Raw genomic sequence first — 22,633 nt, 5'->3', positions numbered from 1 at the left:
AATTTAACCTCCAACTTTGATAGTGTCAAAATTTATCACTTCTTGCGGTATTCGCAAATCCTCTGTAAAAAGAGGTTCGATTTGATGATAAAGATGAGGAAAATGAGTTTTGAAATATCGTTCAGCCCCGCTCGCCAAGACTTGACTGGTTTGTTGGGGGTAATATTGTTGTTTCATCATCATAAACTCATAGATATCTTCAGCTAACTGTATGTGATATTCGGGAAATCGGTGGACTAAAGTGTAATAAATGCTTAAGCCAGAAGGGTCAATATCTCCAGCGTAGCTAATGGTGGCATTCTTTCCTCGCAACAACCTCTCGATATATGGAAATGTAGAGACAATCCCATTGCCTTGACCAAAAATCAATAAATCCGGTCGCGATTCAAAAATCCATTCGTTCTTAGCTAATTGTTTTTTAAAAGTGCGGTACGTCGCTTTACCCTCAATAATCAACACGTGAATGTTGGACAGCATATCGAAATCGGCAGACATCCAATATTCAAATTCATTTTGTTTCTCCTCTATTTTTAAATCCTGAAGGGTTAGATTGATGCGATTCAAAAATGACTTCCCCTTATTGGAGCTCAAAAATTTTTCGTCACCAAAAAGCATCAGTGACCGCTCTTCTCTGTTTATCCAGTTATGCCTATCTTTCGTTTTCATAAAACGATATAGGGCTAATAATTTAGATAAGTTGTCTTCCGTTTGAAGAAAGGATAATGAGCGGTATTTCCTTATATCCAGCTCATCCAATAGCATGAAAATCACGCCGTCATTCCATCTCTGTTTTTGTTTCCTGCCAAATAACCAGTATTGTTCGTGTAGCACCGGGGCAAGGTTGTTTAATCTGGATGATTTAACTCGTTGGACCAATCCCTCTTCTTCTATTTGTAGGAGGGATTCATAGAAACGGCGATACCCTCCCGCCTCTTCATATTCCTTCTGATTATAATAAGAATTCTTTACGGATAGTTCCAAAGCCTTTACGGAATGCTTTGTCTTTTTCGTCTTTTTCTTTGTTATGTCGACAATAACTTTCAGCATTTTCGAATACATGACATCACCTGCTAGTAAGATTACGATATTTTTCCCTTTTTCGGGTTATATCAAGTATGAGAAATATTACCTATTTGATGCAAAAGTATAAGATTACGGCTTGTCTTTATGGAAAAAGGGTATTAGTACTATTAGTACCCAGATCAAGCTGTCCTCACGAATGCCCAGGAACATGATCGTGGTCAGCTAGAAGTATTCGTAGATGACAAAGAATGCATGTATGTGTTTGACCGCGGCTACTTAGATGATGAGCGATTCGACCGTATGACGGATGAAGGTTACTTTTTTGTCTCACGATTACGTAAAAATGTGGTGACACGGGTGATTGAGACATTCTCCTTACCGAAAAAAACCGCTGTGATCTCGGATGAAATGATTGTGATTGGCACGACGCAAAATCGCTCTGAAAACGCATTTCGTTTCATCAAGGTACTCGATTCAAAAGGAAATGAATTACATTTACTGACGAATCGATTTGATTTAGGCGCGGATGAAATCGCCAAGTTATATAAGTCACGGTGGGCCATAGAATTGTTTTTCAAATGGATGAAACAACATTTGAATCTCAAGAAGTTTTACGGTCAGAGCGAACAAGCGGTGCACAATCAAGTATACATTGCAATGATTGTGTACTGTTTACATGTGCTAGCTCAGTTCTCTTCGCAAAGTAAGCGAACCTATTTGCAAATCAGTCGCTTTTTAAAAGCGTCGTTATGGAAACCTGCACACATTTAGCAACGTAAAATCTAAGGAAAGAGCGTTCCATAAAATAAAGCTTTTTATGTCTCTGTTACACGAGTCGAAGGTTATGGTAAAAAAATGAATGTTTACTACCTCTGTTAAAGTGTTTTTGTTTTTCTTCTTATGGAAGAAAAACAAAAACACAGAAAACTCAAAATACTACTACGCGACACTAGTGGTATTTTTTATATCTCTTGTTTTACAGCGTAAAGTGCTACCTGTGTCCGATCTTCCAAGCATTTCACTGTTCGCTCTGTAATATGAAGCTCTACTGCAATTTCTTTCTCCCGCTATTTGAGGGCAGTAAGACTCCCACCTCAAGATTCAGAGAGAAGCAAGGAAGATAGGTGGGAGTAGGGCTGCCCGTAACAGCCCGATTGGTGAGGGCTCATAATCAGTGGGGGATGAAGACCCCCCCCACTGATTAAAGTTTCACTTTATTCCTTCTCCCTTTCGCAATTTCATAAAGAACTTCTTCTCTTTTTGTTAGCAATGGCAAGCGATTCTGTTTCATCGCTTCCTTTCATACTTCTGCACTTTCCTTCTAAACAATACACCAAAAAAAGAAGCTGAATTGCTCAGCTTCTTTATTCTATATCAATAATATTTCGATTTGATTTCACTTGATTAGATTTTGGTAATTCGATTGTTAACACACCATCTTTAAATTTTGCTTTTACATTTTCATTTTCTACACCGTTAAATGTAAAACGACGAATAAATGAACCTGTAGAGCGTTCTTTACGAATATATATGCCATGTTCATTTTTTTCTTCTACTTCATGATTTTGAGTCGCTTGGATTGTTAACATATCGTTTTCAAAGTCAACTTGAATGTTTTCTTTTTGAAATCCTGGTAAATCTGCTTCCACTACATATTTATCAGAATCCTCTTGAACATCTACTTTAAAAGTATTTATGCTCATCGGTTTAAAGAAAGCATCTGTCATCATCTCAAATAAAGAAGGCCCAAATTCTGCAACGCCATTTCTACGATTTGTTAATTCTGGAAATAAATCACGCATATTTCTTTCCTCCTTATAAGATATGAATAAAAGATTAACTCTTTCTGTCTTTATTATATCAAATGGTCAAAAAAGGTCAAACTATTTACTTGATTATTTGATCATGTACTTTTTTCCATTATTTCTATACTATACGGTATGTGAAATTCAAGATCTCACTAAAAAGAATCACATTTTTTTGGAATCTATCTCGTTTTTCTGTAGAATAAAAACAACATTATTTTCTTCATAATACTAAAGTGATCGAACACTGACTCCAGTTTCGTTTGAAAGTTCGCTAAATTCCCCTCTCCCTTTGGTTATATTGTAAAGTGTTACATGATGTGAAGGACAATAAAGAAAATAAAAAAATTCCGTCAGAAACGGAATTTTTCACTTCAATCATCCTCTATAACATGTATTACCTTCTCCGTCAGTTACGTTTTAGTTTATGAGTTCTTCCATTTTCTACTCAATGATTTCAGTATGAAAACAAAGTTTCATGTGATTTATCATAGTTTCACCAAGGTCAGTAAATGTTGCGACGCCTCGCTTATGTATTGCTGTTTGAAATCCTTCTGCATCTGCTCCAGCTATTGTCAAAAAGTCACAAATATCCGTACATACTCCAACAGTATGTACTTTTTCAACTTCCAAGTTTTTTAAAGTAGCGGCCAAATCTGTTTTAAAAAACGCATTATAATTTGTTTTTGGGACGTAAATTACATTTTCGTTTCCTTTATTTTCTTGATACCATTCATATAATTCACCGTATAATTGTTGCCCTTCTGTATTCACAATATTATGGGGCGTCCATAATTGAAAATGAGGATCATCAGGCTCGTGCGCATCCATTGTAACAACAACAATATTCTCTTCTTCTAAAAAACGAGTTGCTAATTCTGTAATATACGGTACAATTTGTTGCGCTGGTTTACCAGCAGTTAAAGATCCATTATCCGCTACAAAATCATTACTCATATCTACAATTAATAAAGCTTCTTTCCCCATATCCCTTCAACTCCTACTGTCAAATAGATTTTTATTATGTCTTTTTACTGCTTTTTAAACCTAATGTAAAACCCTATATTGTCTCTTTAACTTTGTCGTCAAACTATGAATGATATATGTATCACGTTCCTACTTACTCTCATCTCGATTTGTTTCATACTAAACAATAGAAAACGTGCTTTTACGACGCCATATGTTATATTCGACATTTTCAAACAAAATACCTACAAACATGATAACGATTCTAATCATTATGTCTCTTTCATTCTAAATATATTAAAAAAAGTACACTACCGTTACAAGTAATGTACTTTTTTTAATATATTTTGTTAAGGTGCTGGCTGCGTTTCAAATTTCGCTTGTTTGAAACTTACAACGTTTCCTTTGGGATCATTGTTTTCAAATTGTACTGCTGTAACTGTATGATGCCCAGTCTCTAATGTTGTTTGTTTTAATGCCACTGTTGTCTGCGTTGCATTCGTAACTTGATATTTGTCTGCAAATATATCATCTACGAATACAAACGTTTCTTTATCACTTTGAAAATTAGTGAGCTCTACCTCAACTTGTTGTATTAAGGTATCTTTCTTTACAAACACGGTTGGTACATTTCCGTTTTCTGAAGTACCATCTGGTGTAATGACTTTTACTTCCCCTGCTCCCATCTGACTTACCCCTTTAGGAAAAGGAATTAAATTTTCATCACTTGCATTTACAACTTGTTCTTCTTTCACAGACTGCACTTCTTTCCTTTCATTTTGTGCAGTACACCCGATAAGCAATAAAGCAGACAATCCAGCGATTATGAATTTTTTCAAAATCCATTCCCCCTGTCTATTAGTCCTTTTCACTTATTATACAAAAATAATTTTATGTTCTAAAACTCATTTTTAACACTTACGTGAACAAACTTGTTTATTCGCGATTACTATATCATACTTTCTTTTTTAACAGTATTACATTTTTTAAGAAATTTGTGGAAATCCCTCCTTCTATTTCATTTTAACCCATACTATTTAGAAAATATTCATATGAGAAAAAGAAAACAGACATTGATCAAAGCAATGTCTGTTTTTCATATCATCCTTAAAAAATGAATTTTGTAATCTCCTTTACTTCTTTTCGTGCGAGCTTCTTTGGATGATCTTTCGGATATCCTAATGAAATCACCATATTTATTTGTTTTTCTCGCTCTATTTGTAAATACTCTCGTAATTCATTTTGCGCCAACAGCACCGGCCCTGTCATCGGGCACGTGCCTAGCCCTCTTGCATGTGCTGCTAACATTAAGTTTTGTGCTGCTAGGCAGCTACTTTTCATTCCTTCTTCTTCCCATACTGCATCTGGAACAAACGAAATAGGATCAAATATTTTTTCACGAAATTTAGATTCATACGGTGTTGCTAAACATATAATTAACACCGGTGCATCAGAAAATGCCGTTGCATATGGTCCAAAGGAACGCGTGAGCAGTTTTCCTGCTTTCTCTTGACCATTCTTTGCAGCCTGATCAGCCAATTTATGTAATGCTTCCCATGTCATATTCTCAATATCTTTAATTTTATCTCGATTCATAATCACAATAAATTCCCATGTTTGAGAGTTTGTATCACTTGGTGCATAGCGAGCACAATCAATAATTTCCTCTATGTCCTGAACAGATACTTCTTGTTCTGTAAACTTCCGTATACTTCGTCGGCCATGAACTATTTCTTTAAATGTTTCATAATTCATATCATACTATCCCCTTTTATAGCGTTTTCAAAAGTTATCCTATTCTTTGCATTATATCATGAAAAAAAGCTGGGAGATTATCCAGCTTCTTCTTTCTTGCGATACTTAATTTGTTACCTTTAAAGGGGCAATACTTTCTTCATAAGCGGCTTGTAATTTTTTTGTAATAGGTCCTCTTTCTCCATTTCGAAATTGCTCATTTCCTATTTGAACAACTGGAAATATTTCAAGAGGGGTTGCAGTAAAAAAACATTCATCCGCTTCATAAACTTCCTGCAAAGAAAATTCTCTCTCCTCCACTTCAATACGTAAAGACTTTGCCAATGAAATCACATGATGACGGGTAATTCCATGTAAAATAAACTGATCTGCAGGATGTGTAATCAATCTATTATTCTTTACGATAAAGAAATTAGAATGACACCCTTCCGTAACAACTCCATCTCGAATAAGTATCGCTTCTTGATACCCTTGCTCATGAATTTTATTTTTAATCATAATGTTAGGAAGAAGATTTAAGGATTTAATACGGCACAACTTCCAACGAATATCTTCTTCTACCGTAACTTTTATCCCTTCTTCCATAGTTTGAGTTGGTCTTGGATATGAGACAATGTTTGCAAAATAGGTAGCTTGTAAATTCGAGTCATATACATGATCCCGAGATTGAACACCTCGTGAAATTTGAAGATATACATTCCCATCTTCCTTACATTGATTTTTCTCAATCAACTGTTGAAGCTGCTCGGTAAGTTCTTCTTTTGTAAAAGGGGGAATCAAATGAATTTCTTTCATAGATGCAAAAAATCTTTCCAAATGTAACTCTAGTAAATGTGGTTTTCCGTTATACAATCGAAACACTTCGTAAATCCCATCTCCAAACTGCAATCCGCGCTCTTCTAACTCTATCATCGGCCTTTCTTGCTTTATGTTTACAATTTTTCCATTAAACAAAATCCACTCTTTATAAGCACCTGTCAATTCTTTCACCTCTTTACAACATATTACTTCTATTGTACACCTACTCCTTTTGAATAGAAATAATTTTCTGATATTTCAATCTATAAAACCGCATACTATAAATGGATTACGATCTCTATTCTTCCCTTCAGCACTCTTCCTTTCTTCTATCTACACTAGGAAACAATCCACTTTTTTACCATTTTATGTACATACGAAACCGCCTTATATATGGCGGTTGTTATCATCTCTGTTTAACCAATTTAAAATAAATATGTAAGATTGATAATGAGTATGGCGTATACAAAATAGACAAAATAAAATGAGGAGCCCAATTCCGCTATATAATAAGCCAAATTTCAAAATAATACTTAACAGCGGTGGAAAATGAATGATATTTTGCAACAAAAGTAAAGTAATCAATAAAACGAAAAAAAACGGCGTATATTGCCATTCGTATGGCTTGCGTTTCATTCGCCTATTTCTTCGAATGAAAAGTTGGCACATTTCTGCAATAAAAAAACAACTCCCTATTAATACAAGACTGGTTGTGATCGACATTCCCCCACCTGCCTTACATTCAGTTAAAAACGTTTTATGTATCCATTTTCGTCTAACGTAAAACCTACTCCTTCAAGAAAAGCTCTTGCTTTATCATTTACATATTGGATTGCTACTTTTATCTCTTTTATTTGTCTATGTTTCATCATCTCCTCAAATGTAAAATAAGCATTCGTACCATATCCATAACCTTGATAATCAAAATGAATGACAAAATGAGATAATTGTGCACGCTTATCTTGAACGACATAACCAATTACACCAATATATGTATCATCAGCTTTTATACAATATTGCACTTCCTCTGTCTCTAAGCCGTGGGAAGCAAACATCTCCTTAACCGCTTCTTTTGTATCTGCATTTACTTTTTCAAATGTAATCATACGTTGTCCATCCTTTTATTCTTATTGTATCAAGTATAGTGTGTATTTATGAAAAAAACCTTAAGATCAAACGTGACCTTAAGGTTTTTCAAAATTAAACTAAGCTATATGCACGCTTTGTTTCTTCATGGAAGTCATTTGTATCATATTTATGTTCAACAAAGATTTGATGCCATACCATAAATGCTAATACTGTCCAAATTTTACGGCTATAATCGCCTTGATCCGCACAATGCGCTTCTAGTAAGTTTAATACATATTGCTTATCGATTAAATGCTCTGTTTTGCTTTCTTTAATAATATTAACAGCCCAGTCATGCATTTCATCTTTTAACCAGTGACGAATTGGTACTGGGAAGCCTAGTTTCTTACGATCTAGTACATGGTCTGGCACAATTCCGCGTACTGCTTCACGTAAAATCGCTTTTGTTGTTCCGTTAGCAATTTTTAATTCTGTTGGTATTTTAGAAGCAACGTCAAATACTTCTTTATCTAAAAATGGTACACGAAGCTCTAATGAATTTGCCATTGTCATTTTATCCGCTTTTAATAAAATGTCTCCACGTAACCATGTGTACATGTCAATATATTGCATTTTACTTACATCATCATAATCTTTAATTTCGTTATACAATGGTTTCGTGATATCCATATAGTTAATACTTTCATTGTAATGCTTCATGAATGCTGCTTTTTCTTCTTCACGGAAGATTTTTGCATTGCCATAGTAACGCTCTTCAATTGGTGTACATCCACGCTCTAGGAAGCTTTTTCCTTTAAATCCTTCTTTAAGCGCTCCGCTCAAAGCTTTTAAAACAGCTTTTCCTGGAGTAGGAATGTAAGAGAACATTTTTAAAGAATTTGGCTCGCGGTAAATATTATAGCCACCAAACAGTTCGTCTGAACCTTCACCAGAAAGAACAACTGTTACATGTTTACGTGCTTCTTTTGCAACGAAGTACAATGGTACTGCTGCTGGATCCGCTAATGGATCATCCATATGCCACATAATTTTCGGGAATTCATTCATAAACTCTTGTGCTGTTACAAATACACTATAGTTTTTCACACCTAACTTCTCAGCAGTTTCCTTCGCCACGTCTACTTCACTAAAGCCGCGGCGTTCAAAACCAACAGAGAACGTTAGAAGATTTGGATTCATTTCTTTTGCGATAGAAGCAATAATAGATGAATCAATACCCCCAGATAAGAATGAACCTACTGGTACATCACTGCGCATATGCACTTTTACTGAATCATATAGTACATCGCGAATCGCTTGAATATGCTCTTCTTTCGTTGCGTTTGAAGCCTTAAAATATGGCTTCCAGTAACGATGAATCTCCATTTCTTTACCAATTTCTTTTACAAAATAATGGCCAGGTTCAATTTTATTGATATCCGTTGTTAATGTTTCTGGTTCTGGCCCATATTGATACGTAAAGTAATGTTGTAGCGAAGTTGGGTTTACCCCTTTATCTTGCATGACATGCATAATGCTTTTCTTTTCAGATGCAAAGAAAGTTGTATCCCCTTGTGTTGCAATGTAAAGAGGTTTGATTCCAAAATGATCACGTGCTCCGAAAAGTTTTTTCTCTTCACGATCCCAGATCATAAATGCAAACATACCGCGAAGGTAATCCACACACTTTTCTTTCATATGTGCATATAATGCAATAATTACTTCAGTGTCAGATTGCGTTGCGAATGTTGCACCTTTCTCTAGTAGCATTTCACGCAATTCTACATAGTTGTAAATCTCACCATTAAAAATAATTACATATCGATCATTTTCATAAGTTAGCGGCTGATGTCCTGCCTCTAAGTCAATGATACTTAAACGGCGGAAGCCAAATTGTACATGCTCATCACGAAAATATCCTTCGTCATCTGGACCACGATGGAAAATAATCGTGTTCATATTTTCAAATTGATGTTTTTCTGTTTCTGAAAACTCTCTAGGGTTTTCACATAAACATCCTACAAAACCACACATACTTCTTACCCTCTTTCAGTTTTCATTCTGTTTCTATACTACTATATCAACCCTATTTATACTAGCATAATCAACTCAATATGGCGACAAAAACTATAAAAAAATCACTCCGTTTCACATTTTTAGCACTTTTTCATATAAACCTGAAAAATAGGCACTCACATTTCTCCACTTTTGTCATATGATATTGCAAATTGATTTCTAGGAGGGATCGTCATGAGCGAAGAACAAAAAGAGTCTTCTTCACGTCCGCCAGTCCGAAATTATTTGAAACAAATTGATGATTTTTTCGAACAGACACCTCTTCGCAACGTAATCGCTGATTTGAATCATTTTTTCCAAAAGGGAAATCGTTTATTAACATTCCCCGTTGATTTATATGAAGCCGGTGAAGAACTTGTTATTACAGCTGAACTCCCAGGTGTTCAAAAGGAACAAATACAAATTGAAATGCAGAGTGAATACTTAAAGGTTTCTGTAACGGAAGATATTCTTGAGGAAACAGAAGAAAAAGCTTCGCATAATTATTATCGCCGTGAACGCTCTGTTTCAGAATCTTCTCGTATTATTAAATTACCTTATTTAATAAATAAAAAGACCGCAAAAGCTACTTATCAAAATGGTGTATTAGAAATTCGTGCCCTAAAGCTTCCGCAGCAACATGATATTTTATCCATCGAATAACTTACAAGTGAATACATTTTAAAAAGAAGGATGCTGAGCATCCTTCTTTTAATCCAATAGCCGTTTCATATCACGCAATATATCTTCATATGGAGTATTACTAATTCCACTATACTTTTTCATTACTTTCCCATTTTGATCAATTAGATAAAATGATGTTCCATGAATCACTTGACCATTCTCTGGCTTATCAACAAGAGATTGAAAATTATTTTTTGAAAATTTCTTTACATCTTCTAATGTATAACCCGTCAATAAATTCCAATTACTTGTGTCATTCGTGAACTTTTGTATAAATGCTTTTAAATTCTCCGGCTTATCTACTTCAGGGTCTACGCTAAACGAAACAAATTGAACATCTAACTTTCGTTCTTTTGCCATTTTTTGTAATTTAGCCATATTAGCAGTCATCGGTGGACAAACTGTTTGGCAATTCGTAAACATAAAGTCAGCTACCCATACTTTTCCTTTTAAATCTTTTGTTCCAAACTGTTTTCCATCTTGATTTATATATTGAAAAGTTTCTAAATCCCAATTTAATGGTTTACGGAGTTTTGCTCCTGAGCCGCATCCTGCAAGTATAAAGAAGCAAAAAACAACTATGAGACCAATCAGCTTTTGATAACGCTTCATTTTCAAACCTCTTTTCTCTTTCCTTAATATGTGTTTTAAGTTTATCATAACAAAAGTAAACACCATGAGAAAATTGTTTATCCTATTTGTTCACGAAATCGTACGAATTTATAGAGATTCGTTTCATTTGCAAGTAAATAACTGGACAAACATTTCATTATTTACTAATATTATTTCCTTACAATATTTTTACATTGCATACTTCCAACAAATATATGCTGATTTTGTAAAGAAGTTCAAACCATTCTTTACAACTTTTTAATGATTCATCAATGATTTCCACTGTTTTCCTTTACAAGATTTCGATACAATACAACTACAAAGATTTTAAATGAGGTGATGTTCATGGCGAAACGCTACGAAAACATGGATACCGTTACTACAAAAAAATCGATTCGTTCGTTTTTAAAGTGGCGAAAAGAACGTAATTTAGGCAAAAAAGATTTTTCATTTCTTGTGGAACAATCACCTGTAAAACAAGTTGAATTTTTACGAAAGAACAATGAACAAACGACTATTACATGGATCGGACATTCCACTTTCTTCATTCAAACAAACGGATTAAATATTTTAACGGATCCTGTCTGGGCAAAAAAATTAAAGTTTATACCGCGACTTACAGAGCCTGGACTCTCACTACAAGAACTACCTAATATTGATATTGTGCTTATCTCACATGGGCATTACGACCATTTAGACTTTTCAACACTCCGCCAACTAAACAATGACGTTCTATATTTAGTACCTGCGGGACTTAAAAAATTATTTTTACGAAAGAAGTTTACGCGTGTAGAAGAGTATAACTGGTGGGAATCTGCAACAATTGATGAGGTCTCTTTTCATTTTGTTCCAGCTCAACACTGGACGAGGCGATCACTGTTTGATATGAACACTTCTCACTGGGGTGGTTGGATAATTCACAATGAAACAGCGGACGAAACCATTTATTTCTGTGGAGATAGCGGCTATTTTCGAGGATTTAAGGAAATTGGAAAACGCTTCTCGATTGATGTCGCACTCATGCCGATTGGTGCCTATGAACCAGAATGGTTTATGAAAGTCTCTCATGTCTCACCTGAGGAAGCCGTACAGGCCTATTTAGACGTAAATGCAACTCACTTCATTCCAATGCATTATGGAGCATTTGCGCTTGCAGATGAAACGCCGAGGGAAGCTATCACACGTCTTCGCAATAATTGGAATTTGCGTATGTTGCCTTGGGAACACTTACATGTGCTATTTCTTGGGCAAACATTTCTATATTCTTCCCTACTGAATCATGCAGAAGTTAAAAAAATTTTAGAACCTTTCCAAGCATAACCTTTTTTCTTGAAAATACATTATATAGAAAAAAAGCGGAAGGTGTTTAGATGAAAGAATACTTACAAACACGATTTATTATGAGTGGAAGTGCTTGTATAGCTCTGCTTATTTCTTATTTTTTATACAGTTAAAAAAGCTACTTGAATAAAAATTTCAAGTAGCTTTTTTCTACTCAGCTAAATACATAAAACCGATTGCTCCTGGGCCTGTATGCGTACTGATAATTGGTGTTGTATAAAAAATCTCTGATTGTGTAAATCCGCTTACTTTCTCAACAGCAGCTTTTACACTTTCTGCAAGCGGAAGTGCTTTTGCATGTGGAATTGCTACTGCCTTCACAGTCTTTCCAGCTATATCTTGTTCAAACAATTTCGCTAATGTTTTTACAATTTGCCCTTGGCTACGTACTTTCGTAACAGGATTATAAACTCCATCTTCAAGGCTAGCAATTGGTTTAATATTTAATAATGAACCAATGAAGGCTTTCCCTTTTCCGATACGCCCACCTTTTACTAAATTTTCTAGCGTATCTACAACAACATATAAACGAGTGTTTTTTCTTACTTCATCAAGACGGTTTAAAATTTCTTCTAATGAACGACCTTCTTGTACCATCTTGGCTGCCTCAAGGACTTGATATGCCAACCCATGCGTAATAAATTGAGAATCGACAACTGTTACTTTTGTGTCTGTCATGGATGCTGCGCTATTCGCGGTTGCAACTGTACCGCTCATCCCACCCGTCATATGAATGGAAAGAACTTGGCTACCATCTTCTCCTAAATTTTCATACATTTCAACAAATGATCCCATAGCAGGTTGTGATGTTTTTGGTAATTCCTCTGACTTCATCATTTCTTCAATAAATTCATCTGGTTGTATATCTATTCTATCTAAATACGTTTGTCCATTTACAGAAATAGATAATGGGATTACATGAATATCATATTTCTCAATCACATCTTGTGATAAATCTGCCGTTGAATCTGTTACAATTTTAATTTTTTGCATATTTTACTTCTTCCCTTTCCAATACGCTCTCCTTGTTATTATACTAGTATTCCTAATGCTTTCAACCATTTGAAAGCATTTTTCAGTAAAAATCTTCTGTTTTATGTCCAAAAAGAAAACGGCAGAGCTCATTTGCTCTGCCAGTATTTCCATCATGCATTTTTTTCAAGCGTATTTGTTTGATATACATTTGAATAATCATTCCACTTTAAACAACTTTGTAAATATTCTCGGAAAGAGTATGAGACCCTCGGGTGTTTTTGTTTTTGAATTTTTGTGATAAATAATTGGAGGCGCGACTGAATCAGAAACGCTAATGGATGATGTGCTTGTAAAACCGGTATTTCGAATATTTTAATACAATTTCCTGTTGAATGAGTAAAGTAAAAACTTTTCATAATCACAATATCAATCCTCTTTTTTATTGGATTTGTAACTTCAGTATAAACTTACAAAGGTGAAAAGTTTGTCTAAATTTCGGAGATTCTATAATTTTTTTCTTTTTTTATATTGTATGCGATTATAAACATAGTATAACAAATACACTCAAAAAGTACCTTTATAATGAGGCACTTTTTGAGTGTACTTCTTCTCTTCTTTTCTTCCTTCTACTTACAAATTTAGATATAGCAATACTTATTTCATAAATACAAATAAGAGGTACAGCCACTAAGCTATGTGATAAAAAATCTGGTGGCGATATACAAGCAGCAAGAATGATTAATATAACGTAAGCATATCTTCTGACTTTTTGCAGAAATTCCGCTGTTAATAAACCTATGCTTGTTAAAAACATAACAATGACTGGTAATTCAAATATAACCGCAAATGGAATTGTTAAATTTAATACAAAATGAAAATATTTCTCTGTCGTAAACATCGTATGAAACATTTCATTTCCGATTGTTGTTAAAAAATGAAATAAAAATGGCATTACAATAAAATATCCAAAACATAAACCCGCTATAAATAATACACATAATGTAGGAATATACATTAATGTCATTTTCTGCTCACGCGGATGCAATCCCGGTTTTACAAACAACCAAATTTGCATTGCTGCAATCGGAATTGTACAAACAATGGCGAATACAGTAGCAATCGAGAAAAAGATCCATAATACATCACTCGGACCGAGAACTGTCAGCTTCATCGGTAAATCTTTTACTAACCAAAAATAAATATCTTTCGTAAAAACAAAACCAACTACTAAAAATACGATAAACGATAAAATAGTAATTATTAGACGTTTTCGAAGTTCTACGATATGTTCTACTATACTCATCTCTCGATCTTCCATCTCGTTCACCACACTTTTCTCACCAAATCTAGCAAAAATCCTACTACACTCTCTCGTTGAAATCGTCTTTCATATATCAATCATAAACCCTGATTATACAAACAAGAAGAGTATTTTTAAAAAGCACTCTCCCTTTCTATGCATAGGTGTTCTCTCCTATTCCTTCTTTTTAAATTTTTTATATCGCGTTTTACTATAATTTACTTTTTTTCTTTCTCCTGAAACGCATCATCTGTTAACTCTCTCGTTGATTTTTTAAATTCTTTTAATGTTTCACCTAAAGACCGTCCGATTTCTGGTAATTTTTTCGGACCAAATAATATAAGTATGGCTACTAAAATTAAAATTAATCCCGGAAAGCCAATATTTGATAACATTTCCCCATCCCCTTCTTACTCGATTTTTCCCTTCTACTATCCCATAATCTCATTTTGTCAAAAAAGTTTGTAAACGTCAACGTATCCATTATATTTTGTCAAAAAAATTAAAAAATATAATCAATTATACAAATTTCATTTCCTATTTTTATTGCATATGATATGTTTAAAGAGATAATAATTGATTTTATCGATGGAAGGGATTAAATTATGACACAAAAGATAACAAAAATGACACAGTTCGTAAAAGAAGAAATTGCGAATGCGATTACTCACGGAATTGGTGCTATTTTAAGCATACCCGCATTAATCATATTAATTATCCATGCTTCAAAACACGGTACAGCTTCTGCCATTATCGCTTTTACAGTCTATGGTGTAAGCATGTTTCTACTATATTTATTTTCAACATTATTACATAGCATTCACCATCCAAAAGTTGAAAAGGTCTTTACCATTTTAGATCATTCTGCTATTTACTTATTAATAGCCGGAACGTATACACCTTTTTTACTCATTACGTTACGCGGCCCTCTTGGCTGGACACTTCTTGCTATTATTTGGACATTAGCGATTGGGGGGATTATCTTTAAGATTTTCTTTGTACGCCGCTTTATTAAAATGTCAACACTTTGCTACGTTATTATGGGATGGCTCATTATAGTAGCTATTAAGCCCCTTTATGAAAACTTAACTGGACACGGATTTTCTCTCCTTTTAATTGGGGGTATTCTCTATTCAGTCGGTGCTATTTTCTTCCTGTGGGAAAAACTACCGTTCAATCATGCAATATGGCATCTATTCGTATTAGGTGGTAGTACAATGATGTTCTTCTGCGTATTATTTTACGTGTTACCTGTCGCATAAAAAAATCTCAGCTTGAAAAAGCTGAGATTTTTTTATTACTTATGTAATGGAGCAGCAATCATATCCTTTGTATACTGCGTTAATTCTTTAACATCCATATTTCCATATTGCTCAGGTGTAATTGGTTTTGAAATGGTAAGCGTTGCATGCGCTGGTTTCAGTCTATTTCCATTCGCTTCGAACATCTTATATGTTCCCTCTATCGTGACCGGTAAAATAGCTACTCCCGATTTGATTGCAAGGTGAAAACTCCCTGCTTTAAACTCACCTATTTCGCCACCTTTACTGCGTGTTCCTTCTGGAAAAATTACGAGAGAGTGGCCCTTTTTTAATAGTTCAATCCCCTCTTTAATCGCTTGAAGAGATTGACGGCGATTACTACGATCCATAAACACACAATTCATTAATTCCATCCAAGCTGGTACAATCGGAATTTTTTTAATTTCTGCCTTAGAAACAAATCCAATCGGTTTATTTAAATATCCTAGTAAAACAGGAATATCCATATTACTTTGATGATTACTTACAACAAGTACCGGTTGATCTTTCGGTACATTTTCAAGCCCTTTCACCTCTACAGTCGATCCAGCTCCAGCTGCACGAACCATCTTTTTTCCAAACCAATTTGTTGTTTTATACACAAGGCGATCTTTCTCTTGTGGCGATAGTGTATTTGCTTTCTTTTGAATGCGCCACAATCTCGGTGTAATACCGATTACAATTACAATTAAATATAAAACTTTAAAAAACGTTTGAATCATACAAAACCCCCACCTATTATCATTCCGTCCTTCATTATACTAGACAAACGAGGGAAAAAGAAGAAAAAATGTCCAAACGACAAGCGTTTGGACATTTTTGAGTTTTCTATATTAGAAACGTTTTGCTAATTCGCGTGCTTTAGCAATTGCTGCTTCTTTAATTTCTGGTGCTTTTTCAGGATTTGCATTCATACCTTCAACTGCAAGGTATTCTGTGTCAGATACACCGATAAATCCTAATACAGTATTTAAGTGTTGACGACCAAAGTCTACTGCTGCATAGTCACCTTCAGAGTAAATGCCACCTGTAGCTTGGATATGAAGTGCTTTTTTACCTTCTAATAATCCTACTGGACCATTTTCAGTATATTTAAATGTTTTACCTGCAATAGCAATGTTATCTAAGTATGCTTTCATTACTGGTGGGTAACCGAAGTTCCACATTGGTGTTACAAATACATAACGATCTGCATTCATAAATGTTTCTAAGTTTGTGTTCATTGCTGCAATTTTTTGTTGTTGGTTTTCAGTTAATGCTTCAAAACCTTCACCTGCTGCAAACTTGCCCCAAGCTGCAAATACATCTGCATCAATTACTGGTACTGTTGTGTTAAATAAATCGATTGTTACAACTTCATGTTGTGGATTTTCATTTTTATATGCTTCGATAAAAGCTTCACCTACTGCCATACCGAAAGATGTTTCTGCTGAATTTGGATTTGCTGTAATAAATAGAACTTTTGTCATTATATTCTCTCCCTTTATACATTTATCTTTAATTTGAGATTTGTTTTTTAAAAGTAAATTACTTACCTTATGTAAGTATAATACAAAAAGATTTTCTCTTTGTCAACGAAAAATAGTTACTTTTTTTTCGTAAGTTAATAAGTTATTCAGTTTCACAATATCCCGTTATAACATTTATAAATGTTAGCCTTAAAAAGAGCTATCTCTACTTTAAATAAAGATAGCTCTCTCATTACCTATCACTTTTGAAAAACATGCTTTACTTTCTCAGCTGGAATATTACTTCCACCTCGACCTTTTACATCTTCAATCATCATTGTAACAACCATGTCAGGTGCATTTAAATCAAAAGCAGCGAACCATCCAAGTTCTTTACCTTCTGCATCTTTTGCTGCTTTTAACTCAGCCGTTCCTGTTTTGCCAGCAAGAGTCATGCCATCAATTTTAGCAATTTTCCCTGTACCGTCTGGATCATTAATGACTTTTGTTAATGCTGTTTTTAATATATCTTGGTTTTCTTTAGAAATGACATTCTCTTTCCAAGCCTTTGGTAGTTTCTCTGTTTTTATAAGGTGCGGTGAAGGTATCGTTCCATCATTTACAATTGGTGCATACGTGAAAGCTAAATGAAGAGGCGTCATTAATACTTGACCTTGTCCATATCCTGTATCCGCCATTTGAATATCATTTTTCATTCCATCATTCACAATTTTTGAAGCTGGGAACCCGTACTCAATTGGTAATTTCTCATCAAATCCGAATTTTTTTGCTTCATTTACAAATTTATCTTTCCCAATTTTTAATGCTTGCTGCGCAAAATAAATGTTATCAGAATACTTCATTGCTTTGTCAAAATCAATTGGACTTGCATCTTTTACACGTGTTACATAATAGTTACCCCATGAAGAATCTTTCGTCCATTTCAATCCTTCAATTTTTAATTCTTCCTTCGGATCAATTATTTTTGTTTCAAGACCAATTGCACCTGTAATAGGCTTAAATACAGAACCTGGTACAGATAACTGTGTAAATCGATTCGTCATCGGCTTTTTCAGATCATTAGCCCACGCTTCACGTTGTGCTTTTGAAGCTCCTCTTGCAATGATATTCGGATTATAAGCTGGACTACTAACAAGTGCGAGTGTCTCACCGCTTTTCGGATTAATCGCCGCACTTGAACCTGCTTCTCCTTTCATTTCATTATAAATCTTTTCTTGAATCGTACTATCAATTGTTAAATTGATATTTTCACCATCTACTGCTTCCGTTTTCACCAATGTTTTGATTTCTTTCCCTTGCGCATCTTCCATAAAGACGCGCCCACCTTTTTTACCACGTAGTTTTTCTTCAAACACTTGCTCTAAACCAGCTTTTCCAACCGGATCATCCGCTTGATAGCCCTTTTTCGCAAGTTTCTTTAAATCATCAGCATTTACTTTCCCAATATAACCAGTTAAATGCGCTGCCGCTTCTCCTAATGGATATGTACGAACATCTACAGGACGAGTTGCAACACCCGGTAAATCAATAAAATCATTTTGAGTAACTCCCTCTTGTAAAATGCCAATTGGCACAAGGTAATCTGGTTTTACCCATTTTGCATTTAATTTTTGGTCGATCTCTTCTACGGACATATTTAATAGTTTCGCAACCGTTTCTTTTGTCTGTGCTGCATTATCTTCTAAGTTACCAGGAACAATGCTTACTTGAGATGCTCTTCCATTTATAGCAAGCCCTTTTCCGTTGCGATCATAAATTTCACCGCGTTTTGCTTGAAATGTTTGCATACGAATTTTGCTATCTTTTGTCATCCCTGGAAAGATAAAATCAGGAGTCCAGTCTATTTTCCAAACTTCTTCATCTCCACTTTTTTCTTTTACCATTTTCGCTTCGTGTGAAAATGAAATATTTCCACCAACAGTATCCATACTTACTTTAAAATGTACAGGTCCTTTGTCTTCTTGTTCCTTACTTCCTTCACCTGTTTCTACCTTTAAGTTTTTAACCTCAATACCTGCATAAATTTTCTCGTATTTCTCAGTAAACTCTTTTTTAGAAATTGTCTTTTTTGCATTTTCTGATAATTGATCATACATCTCAGCGAACTTTTGCTTATTCCATGCTTTGGCATATGTATGGAATGCATCTATTGGCTTTTCTTCTTTGCCACAGCCAACTAAGACCAGCATGAAACAAAGAAAAAGAGCCCCCCATATTTTTTTCAATCTATTCTCCTCCTCCTAGTAAGTAACGAAATACATGCTCTCTTTCATAACCATATATAGTAAAAAACATATACTCGTTCTCATTATAGCATCTTCAAAGCAAATTCAAAAACTTTCATCTAACCATGTAAATAAAAAGATTGATGCAAATAAACATATTTACATCAATCTTTTTTATTATTGTTGCTTTTCATATATATGATAGTAATATGTGTACGGATTCTTCTCGTCCGTTACACCTTTCTCTACAAACACTTCTTTCCAATCTTTCATATCGATTTCCGGAAAGAATGTATCCCCTTCAAAGGCATGATGAATCTTCGTTATATATAACTTATCCACATACGGTAAGAATAGCTCATAAATTTGCGCTCCACCAAAAACAAAGATTTCCTCTTCATTTTTACAAAGTTCAAACACTTCCTCCACAGAATGAGCAATCTCACAGCCTTCCACGTAATAATCTGTATTGCGTGTAACAATAATATTTCGTCTTCCAGGAAGCGGTCTTCCAATGGCTTCATAATTTTTTCTTCCCATAATAAGGGGGTGTCCCATTGTTGTTTTTTTCACATATTGTAACTCACTTGGTAAATGCCAAGGCAACTTATTATCTTTACCAATTACTCGATTTTCATCCATTGCAACCATAAATGAAATAATCATCTTTTCATCTCCTCTTACAATCAGACTGCAACTGGTGCTTTAATTGTTGGATGCGGGTCATATCCTTCTATCATTAAATCTTCCATTTCAAAATCAAAAACAGATTTCACATCTGAATTTAATTTTAATGTTGGAAATGGACGTGGTTCACGTGCTAATTGCTTCTTCACTTGTTCAAAATGATTTGTGTAAATATGTGCATCGCCAATTGTATGAACAAATTCTCCTACTTCAAGACCACACTCATGAGCAATTAAATGCGTTAACAGCGAATAGCTTGCAATGTTAAATGGAATGCCTAAGAAAATATCTCCACTTCGTTGATATAATTGACATGAAAGCTTTCCATCTGCTACATAAAATTGGAATAATGTATGGCATGGCGGAAGTGCCATATTTGGTACATCTTCAGGATTCCATGCCGAAACAATCAAGCGGCGAGAATCCGGTGTTTTCTTAATCATTTCAATTACATCTTTTAATTGATCAATCGTTTCACCAGCAGCCGTTTTCCAAGCGCGCCACTGCTTGCCATATACATCTCCTAAATAACCATACTTCTGTGCAAATTCATCATCTTCTAACACATTCTTTTTAAAGATTTCCATTTGCTCATCGTATTGTTTTTTAAATGCTTCATCTTGTTGTGAGCGCAGTCCGAAATTCGTCATGTCCGGTCCTTTATATTCAGCACTTTCTACCCAATTTTTAAACGCCCATTCATTCCAAATATTATTATTATGTTGCAATAAATAACGAATATTTGTATCACCTTTCATAAACCAAAGTAACTCACTTGCAACAAGACGAAATGGAACTCGCTTTGTCGTTAATAAAGGGAACCCTTTACTAAGATTAAAGCGCATTTGATATCCAAATACAGATACCGTTCCTGTTCCTGTACGATCCTCTTTTTTCGTACCATGCTCCATGACATGGCGGCATAAATTTAAATATTCATATTCAGCATGTTTCATATATAAGAAAAACCCTCTTTCGCATCTATATCTATATGGAGTTTATCATATTAAAAACAATCATGCATACATTTACAAAGTTCTCACTCAAAATATTTATATTTTAAATTCGTTTAAATATCGAAAGATTCTAAATACCCACTTTATCGATTATTAAAAATCCCTTAATTTTTCCATATCCAAAAGGTTTTCACTCTCAATGATCAAAATACTAGCACGGGAAGAAAAAATATATTTGGAGGTTAAAGCGATGGCGAAAATTGAAACTCCTGTTATAAACAACTTACAAACGAAAGTTAAAATGATGATGAACGATTTACACGTCCCCGGCGCTGCTATAGCAGTAATAAAAGATGGCGAGGTTGGTTTATTAGTGCCTATCGTGGTTATAAACTGATTCACCATGGCGGCAATATTGATGGATTTACGTCACTTATATCATTTATGCCAAACGAAAATATAGGAATTATCGTATTAACAAACTCCGGCAATACATTACTTCCTATTTACCTTACAAACTATATTTACGATAAACTACTCGGTTTAGAAAACATAAACTGGCATAAACGTGCAGTAGAAGATAGTGAAAAAATGAAAGAAATGATGAAAGAATCAATTGAATCGCTGCCTAAGCAAATAAAAGGGACGGTATCTTCTCGCAAGTTAGATGACTATACTGGAACATTTAAGCATCCTGCATATGGCCTGTTAACAGTATACAAACAAGGTGACTCGTTATATGTACAATTTATGGATATAGAAATGCAACTACAACATTATCATTACGACGTATTCGTTACTACAGTTACCTTGTTCCAAACAAAAATGAATATATTATTTGCCTATGACATCAATATACACGGTGAGTTTCCTACTTTACAATTACACTTACCACAAATGCTAAGTACTGAGCCTCTTACATTTACAAAAGGACGTGAATGACCTGAATCATAGAGGGAATCCTTGCTTCCCTCTATGATTTTATAATTAAAATCGTATCTTATATTTCTACATTAGGTGTATAAGCGACCTCTACTATAAAACCATTTGGATCATAAAAATCTATCGTATAGTACCCCTCTGCATAATGATTCATTTCAATCGGTCCACGAATTACTACTACTTCTATATTTCTAACAAATTTCGCTACTTCATCAACTACGTTCCTACTAATAGCCTGATAACAAATATGCCTTGGTCCTAATGTTCTTACTACCCTTTCATCTACTTCCTTAAAATATATTTCCGTACTTCCCGTACTAAATGCATATTTGTTTAACTGTCGCCACCCAATGATAGCGAACAATTTACTATAAAACAGCATAGACTCCTCTAAATTTGCTACCCAAAATTCAATATGGTGAATACCAGGTTCAAACTGCGTCATCCCCTTCTCTCCCTTTTATTTTCTTCTTACATCAGTCTAACGATACATATATTCGCCGCTACTATATGTTTCCCTGTTATTTTCGTATATGTAAACAAAAAAGAGCAAGGGGATTTGAACTGCACCCCAATTGTTAGACACAGTCTAACAATTGGAGGTGCAGTTTTTCTATGGCTAAATTTACAGCTGATGAAAAAATACAAATCGTTCTACGTTATTTGAACGG

At 34.5% G+C, this 22,633-nt stretch carries 24 protein-coding genes and 2 pseudogenes; 6 read left to right on the top strand and 20 right to left on the bottom strand.

Annotated features, from left to right (window positions below):
• Nucleotides 1–3: 3 nt before the first annotated feature.
• Nucleotides 4–1,059, bottom strand: coding sequence for a Wadjet anti-phage system protein JetD domain-containing protein (locus tag MR058_RS04510; RefSeq protein WP_242142853.1), 1,056 nt, complete (start codon nt 1,057–1,059; stop codon nt 4–6).
• A gap of 135 nt (nt 1,060–1,194) precedes the next feature.
• Here MR058_RS04510 and MR058_RS04505 point away from each other — a divergent pair.
• A pseudogene (locus tag MR058_RS04505) lies at nt 1,195–1,794 on the top strand (IS4 family transposase); the annotation flags it as partial.
• A gap of 593 nt (nt 1,795–2,387) precedes the next feature.
• Here MR058_RS04505 and MR058_RS04500 read toward each other — a convergent pair.
• The 8 genes from MR058_RS04500 to asnB all read right to left on the bottom strand — a co-directional run bounded on the left by MR058_RS04500 (nt 2,388) and on the right by asnB (nt 9,449).
• Nucleotides 2,388–2,825, bottom strand: a complete 438-nt coding sequence (locus MR058_RS04500; protein WP_242142852.1) for an Hsp20/alpha crystallin family protein — start codon at nt 2,823–2,825, stop codon at nt 2,388–2,390.
• A 447-nt stretch (nt 2,826–3,272) separates the two neighbouring features.
• Nucleotides 3,273–3,815, bottom strand: a complete 543-nt coding sequence (locus MR058_RS04495) for a cysteine hydrolase family protein (protein ID WP_242142851.1) — start codon at nt 3,813–3,815, stop codon at nt 3,273–3,275.
• Nucleotides 3,816–4,144: 329 nt separating this feature from the next.
• Nucleotides 4,145–4,633 (bottom strand): hypothetical protein, encoded by a 489-nt coding sequence (locus tag MR058_RS04490; RefSeq protein ID WP_242142850.1) that lies wholly within the window; start codon nt 4,631–4,633, stop codon nt 4,145–4,147.
• Between the two features lie 268 nt (nt 4,634–4,901).
• Nucleotides 4,902–5,549, bottom strand: coding sequence for a nitroreductase family protein (locus MR058_RS04485; RefSeq protein WP_242142849.1), 648 nt, complete (start codon nt 5,547–5,549; stop codon nt 4,902–4,904).
• Nucleotides 5,550–5,654: 105 nt separating this feature from the next.
• A complete protein-coding gene (gene dat / locus MR058_RS04480) occupies nt 5,655–6,530 on the bottom strand; it encodes a D-amino-acid transaminase (RefSeq protein WP_242143490.1) in 876 nt (291 codons plus the stop codon).
• A gap of 204 nt (nt 6,531–6,734) precedes the next feature.
• Nucleotides 6,735–7,070 carry a hypothetical protein gene (locus MR058_RS04475; RefSeq protein ID WP_242142848.1) on the bottom strand — a complete coding sequence of 112 codons (336 nt, stop codon included), beginning with the start codon at nt 7,068–7,070 and terminating at the stop codon, nt 6,735–6,737.
• A 23-nt stretch (nt 7,071–7,093) separates the two neighbouring features.
• Complete coding sequence (locus MR058_RS04470) at nt 7,094–7,453, bottom strand: GNAT family N-acetyltransferase (protein WP_242142847.1); 360 nt, start codon at nt 7,451–7,453, stop codon at nt 7,094–7,096.
• 94 nt (nt 7,454–7,547) lie between these two features.
• Nucleotides 7,548–9,449, bottom strand: coding sequence for an asparagine synthase (glutamine-hydrolyzing) (gene asnB, locus MR058_RS04465; protein ID WP_242142846.1), 1,902 nt, complete (start codon nt 9,447–9,449; stop codon nt 7,548–7,550).
• Between the two features lie 216 nt (nt 9,450–9,665).
• On the opposite strand from asnB, the gene MR058_RS04460 reads away from it, so the two are divergent.
• Nucleotides 9,666–10,133, top strand: a complete 468-nt coding sequence (locus tag MR058_RS04460; protein WP_242142845.1) for an Hsp20/alpha crystallin family protein — start codon at nt 9,666–9,668, stop codon at nt 10,131–10,133.
• Nucleotides 10,134–10,181: 48 nt separating this feature from the next.
• Here MR058_RS04460 and MR058_RS04455 read toward each other — a convergent pair whose 3' ends face one another.
• A complete protein-coding gene (locus MR058_RS04455) occupies nt 10,182–10,766 on the bottom strand; it encodes an SCO family protein (protein ID WP_242142844.1) in 585 nt (194 codons plus the stop codon).
• Between the two features lie 345 nt (nt 10,767–11,111).
• On the opposite strand from MR058_RS04455, the gene MR058_RS04450 reads away from it, so the two are divergent.
• Complete coding sequence (locus MR058_RS04450) at nt 11,112–12,086, top strand: MBL fold metallo-hydrolase (protein WP_242142843.1); 975 nt, start codon at nt 11,112–11,114, stop codon at nt 12,084–12,086.
• Nucleotides 12,087–12,257: 171 nt separating this feature from the next.
• On the opposite strand, the gene MR058_RS04445 is transcribed toward MR058_RS04450, so the two are convergent.
• From MR058_RS04445 to MR058_RS04430, 4 genes are all read right to left on the bottom strand, one after another.
• Nucleotides 12,258–13,100 carry a DegV family protein gene (locus MR058_RS04445; protein WP_242142842.1) on the bottom strand — a complete coding sequence of 281 codons (843 nt, stop codon included), beginning with the start codon at nt 13,098–13,100 and terminating at the stop codon, nt 12,258–12,260.
• Nucleotides 13,101–13,252: 152 nt separating this feature from the next.
• Nucleotides 13,253–13,504 carry a DUF2535 family protein gene (locus MR058_RS04440; protein WP_242142841.1) on the bottom strand — a complete coding sequence of 84 codons (252 nt, stop codon included), beginning with the start codon at nt 13,502–13,504 and terminating at the stop codon, nt 13,253–13,255.
• 155 nt (nt 13,505–13,659) lie between these two features.
• Nucleotides 13,660–14,400 (bottom strand): twin-arginine translocase subunit TatC, encoded by a 741-nt coding sequence (gene tatC, locus MR058_RS04435; protein WP_242143489.1) that lies wholly within the window; start codon nt 14,398–14,400, stop codon nt 13,660–13,662.
• A gap of 200 nt (nt 14,401–14,600) precedes the next feature.
• Nucleotides 14,601–14,777, bottom strand: coding sequence for a twin-arginine translocase TatA/TatE family subunit (locus MR058_RS04430; RefSeq protein ID WP_012094130.1), 177 nt, complete (start codon nt 14,775–14,777; stop codon nt 14,601–14,603).
• A 210-nt stretch (nt 14,778–14,987) separates the two neighbouring features.
• Here MR058_RS04430 and trhA point away from each other — a divergent pair, with 210 nt between their 5' ends.
• Nucleotides 14,988–15,644 carry a PAQR family membrane homeostasis protein TrhA gene (gene trhA / locus MR058_RS04425; RefSeq protein WP_242142840.1) on the top strand — a complete coding sequence of 219 codons (657 nt, stop codon included), beginning with the start codon at nt 14,988–14,990 and terminating at the stop codon, nt 15,642–15,644.
• A 35-nt stretch (nt 15,645–15,679) separates the two neighbouring features.
• Here trhA and MR058_RS04420 read toward each other — a convergent pair whose 3' ends face one another.
• From MR058_RS04420 to MR058_RS04400, 5 genes are all read right to left on the bottom strand, one after another.
• Complete coding sequence (locus tag MR058_RS04420) at nt 15,680–16,405, bottom strand: lysophospholipid acyltransferase family protein (protein WP_242142839.1); 726 nt, start codon at nt 16,403–16,405, stop codon at nt 15,680–15,682.
• 111 nt (nt 16,406–16,516) lie between these two features.
• Nucleotides 16,517–17,152 (bottom strand): FMN-dependent NADH-azoreductase, encoded by a 636-nt coding sequence (locus MR058_RS04415; protein ID WP_242142838.1) that lies wholly within the window; start codon nt 17,150–17,152, stop codon nt 16,517–16,519.
• A 239-nt stretch (nt 17,153–17,391) separates the two neighbouring features.
• Nucleotides 17,392–19,377 (bottom strand): penicillin-binding transpeptidase domain-containing protein, encoded by a 1,986-nt coding sequence (locus MR058_RS04410; protein WP_242142837.1) that lies wholly within the window; start codon nt 19,375–19,377, stop codon nt 17,392–17,394.
• Nucleotides 19,378–19,554: 177 nt separating this feature from the next.
• Entirely contained in the window at nt 19,555–20,043 is a 489-nt protein-coding gene (locus tag MR058_RS04405; protein ID WP_242142836.1) for a dihydrofolate reductase, read from the bottom strand.
• A gap of 20 nt (nt 20,044–20,063) precedes the next feature.
• Nucleotides 20,064–21,020: a thymidylate synthase gene (locus tag MR058_RS04400; protein WP_242142835.1), complete on the bottom strand. Its 957-nt coding sequence runs from the start codon at nt 21,018–21,020 to the stop codon at nt 20,064–20,066.
• 250 nt (nt 21,021–21,270) lie between these two features.
• Between MR058_RS04400 and MR058_RS04395 the strand changes: the two genes are divergently transcribed.
• Nucleotides 21,271–21,417, top strand: a complete 147-nt coding sequence (locus tag MR058_RS04395) for a hypothetical protein (protein WP_242142834.1) — start codon at nt 21,271–21,273, stop codon at nt 21,415–21,417.
• Nucleotides 21,381–21,962: pseudogene (locus MR058_RS04390) on the top strand (DUF3471 domain-containing protein); the annotation flags it as partial. The gene MR058_RS04395 and the pseudogene MR058_RS04390, both read left to right, overlap by 37 nt.
• Before the next feature lie 58 nt (nt 21,963–22,020).
• Here the strand turns inward: MR058_RS04390 and MR058_RS04385 are convergent.
• Nucleotides 22,021–22,407, bottom strand: a complete 387-nt coding sequence (locus MR058_RS04385) for a VOC family protein (RefSeq protein WP_242142833.1) — start codon at nt 22,405–22,407, stop codon at nt 22,021–22,023.
• Nucleotides 22,408–22,633: the final 226 nt, after the last annotated feature.

Source organism: Bacillus cereus group sp. BfR-BA-01430 (genome assembly GCF_022663115.1).
In the GTDB taxonomy this organism is placed as follows: domain Bacteria; phylum Bacillota; class Bacilli; order Bacillales; family Bacillaceae_G; genus Bacillus_A; species Bacillus_A cereus_BD.
This window is presented reverse-complemented; position numbering and strand designations above follow the sequence as displayed.

Excerpts from the sequence above, each read along its gene's own strand:
- MR058_RS04510 (WP_242142853.1), bottom strand. The coding sequence starts at position 1,059 with ATGTATTCGAAAATGCTGAAAGTTATTGTCGACATAACAAAGAAAAAG.
- MR058_RS04500 (WP_242142852.1), bottom strand. The coding sequence starts at position 2,825 with ATGCGTGATTTATTTCCAGAATTAACAAATCGTAGAAATGGCGTTGCA.
- MR058_RS04495 (WP_242142851.1), bottom strand. The coding sequence starts at position 3,815 with ATGGGGAAAGAAGCTTTATTAATTGTAGATATGAGTAATGATTTTGTA.
- MR058_RS04485 (WP_242142849.1), bottom strand. The coding sequence starts at position 5,549 with ATGAATTATGAAACATTTAAAGAAATAGTTCATGGCCGACGAAGTATA.
- MR058_RS04475 (WP_242142848.1), bottom strand. The coding sequence starts at position 7,070 with ATGTCGATCACAACCAGTCTTGTATTAATAGGGAGTTGTTTTTTTATT.
- MR058_RS04470 (WP_242142847.1), bottom strand. The coding sequence starts at position 7,453 with ATGATTACATTTGAAAAAGTAAATGCAGATACAAAAGAAGCGGTTAAG.
- asnB (WP_242142846.1), bottom strand. The coding sequence starts at position 9,449 with ATGTGTGGTTTTGTAGGATGTTTATGTGAAAACCCTAGAGAGTTTTCA.
- MR058_RS04460 (WP_242142845.1), top strand. The coding sequence starts at position 9,666 with ATGAGCGAAGAACAAAAAGAGTCTTCTTCACGTCCGCCAGTCCGAAAT.
- MR058_RS04455 (WP_242142844.1), bottom strand. The coding sequence starts at position 10,766 with ATGAAGCGTTATCAAAAGCTGATTGGTCTCATAGTTGTTTTTTGCTTC.
- MR058_RS04450 (WP_242142843.1), top strand. The coding sequence starts at position 11,112 with ATGGCGAAACGCTACGAAAACATGGATACCGTTACTACAAAAAAATCG.
- MR058_RS04445 (WP_242142842.1), bottom strand. The coding sequence starts at position 13,100 with ATGCAAAAAATTAAAATTGTAACAGATTCAACGGCAGATTTATCACAA.
- tatC (WP_242143489.1), bottom strand. The coding sequence starts at position 14,400 with ATGGAAGATCGAGAGATGAGTATAGTAGAACATATCGTAGAACTTCGA.
- MR058_RS04430 (WP_012094130.1), bottom strand. The coding sequence starts at position 14,777 with ATGTTATCAAATATTGGCTTTCCGGGATTAATTTTAATTTTAGTAGCC.
- trhA (WP_242142840.1), top strand. The coding sequence starts at position 14,988 with ATGACACAAAAGATAACAAAAATGACACAGTTCGTAAAAGAAGAAATT.
- MR058_RS04420 (WP_242142839.1), bottom strand. The coding sequence starts at position 16,405 with ATGATTCAAACGTTTTTTAAAGTTTTATATTTAATTGTAATTGTAATC.
- MR058_RS04415 (WP_242142838.1), bottom strand. The coding sequence starts at position 17,152 with ATGACAAAAGTTCTATTTATTACAGCAAATCCAAATTCAGCAGAAACA.
- MR058_RS04405 (WP_242142836.1), bottom strand. The coding sequence starts at position 20,043 with ATGATTATTTCATTTATGGTTGCAATGGATGAAAATCGAGTAATTGGT.
- MR058_RS04400 (WP_242142835.1), bottom strand. The coding sequence starts at position 21,020 with ATGAAACATGCTGAATATGAATATTTAAATTTATGCCGCCATGTCATG.
- MR058_RS04395 (WP_242142834.1), top strand. The coding sequence starts at position 21,271 with ATGGCGAAAATTGAAACTCCTGTTATAAACAACTTACAAACGAAAGTT.
- MR058_RS04385 (WP_242142833.1), bottom strand. The coding sequence starts at position 22,407 with ATGACGCAGTTTGAACCTGGTATTCACCATATTGAATTTTGGGTAGCA.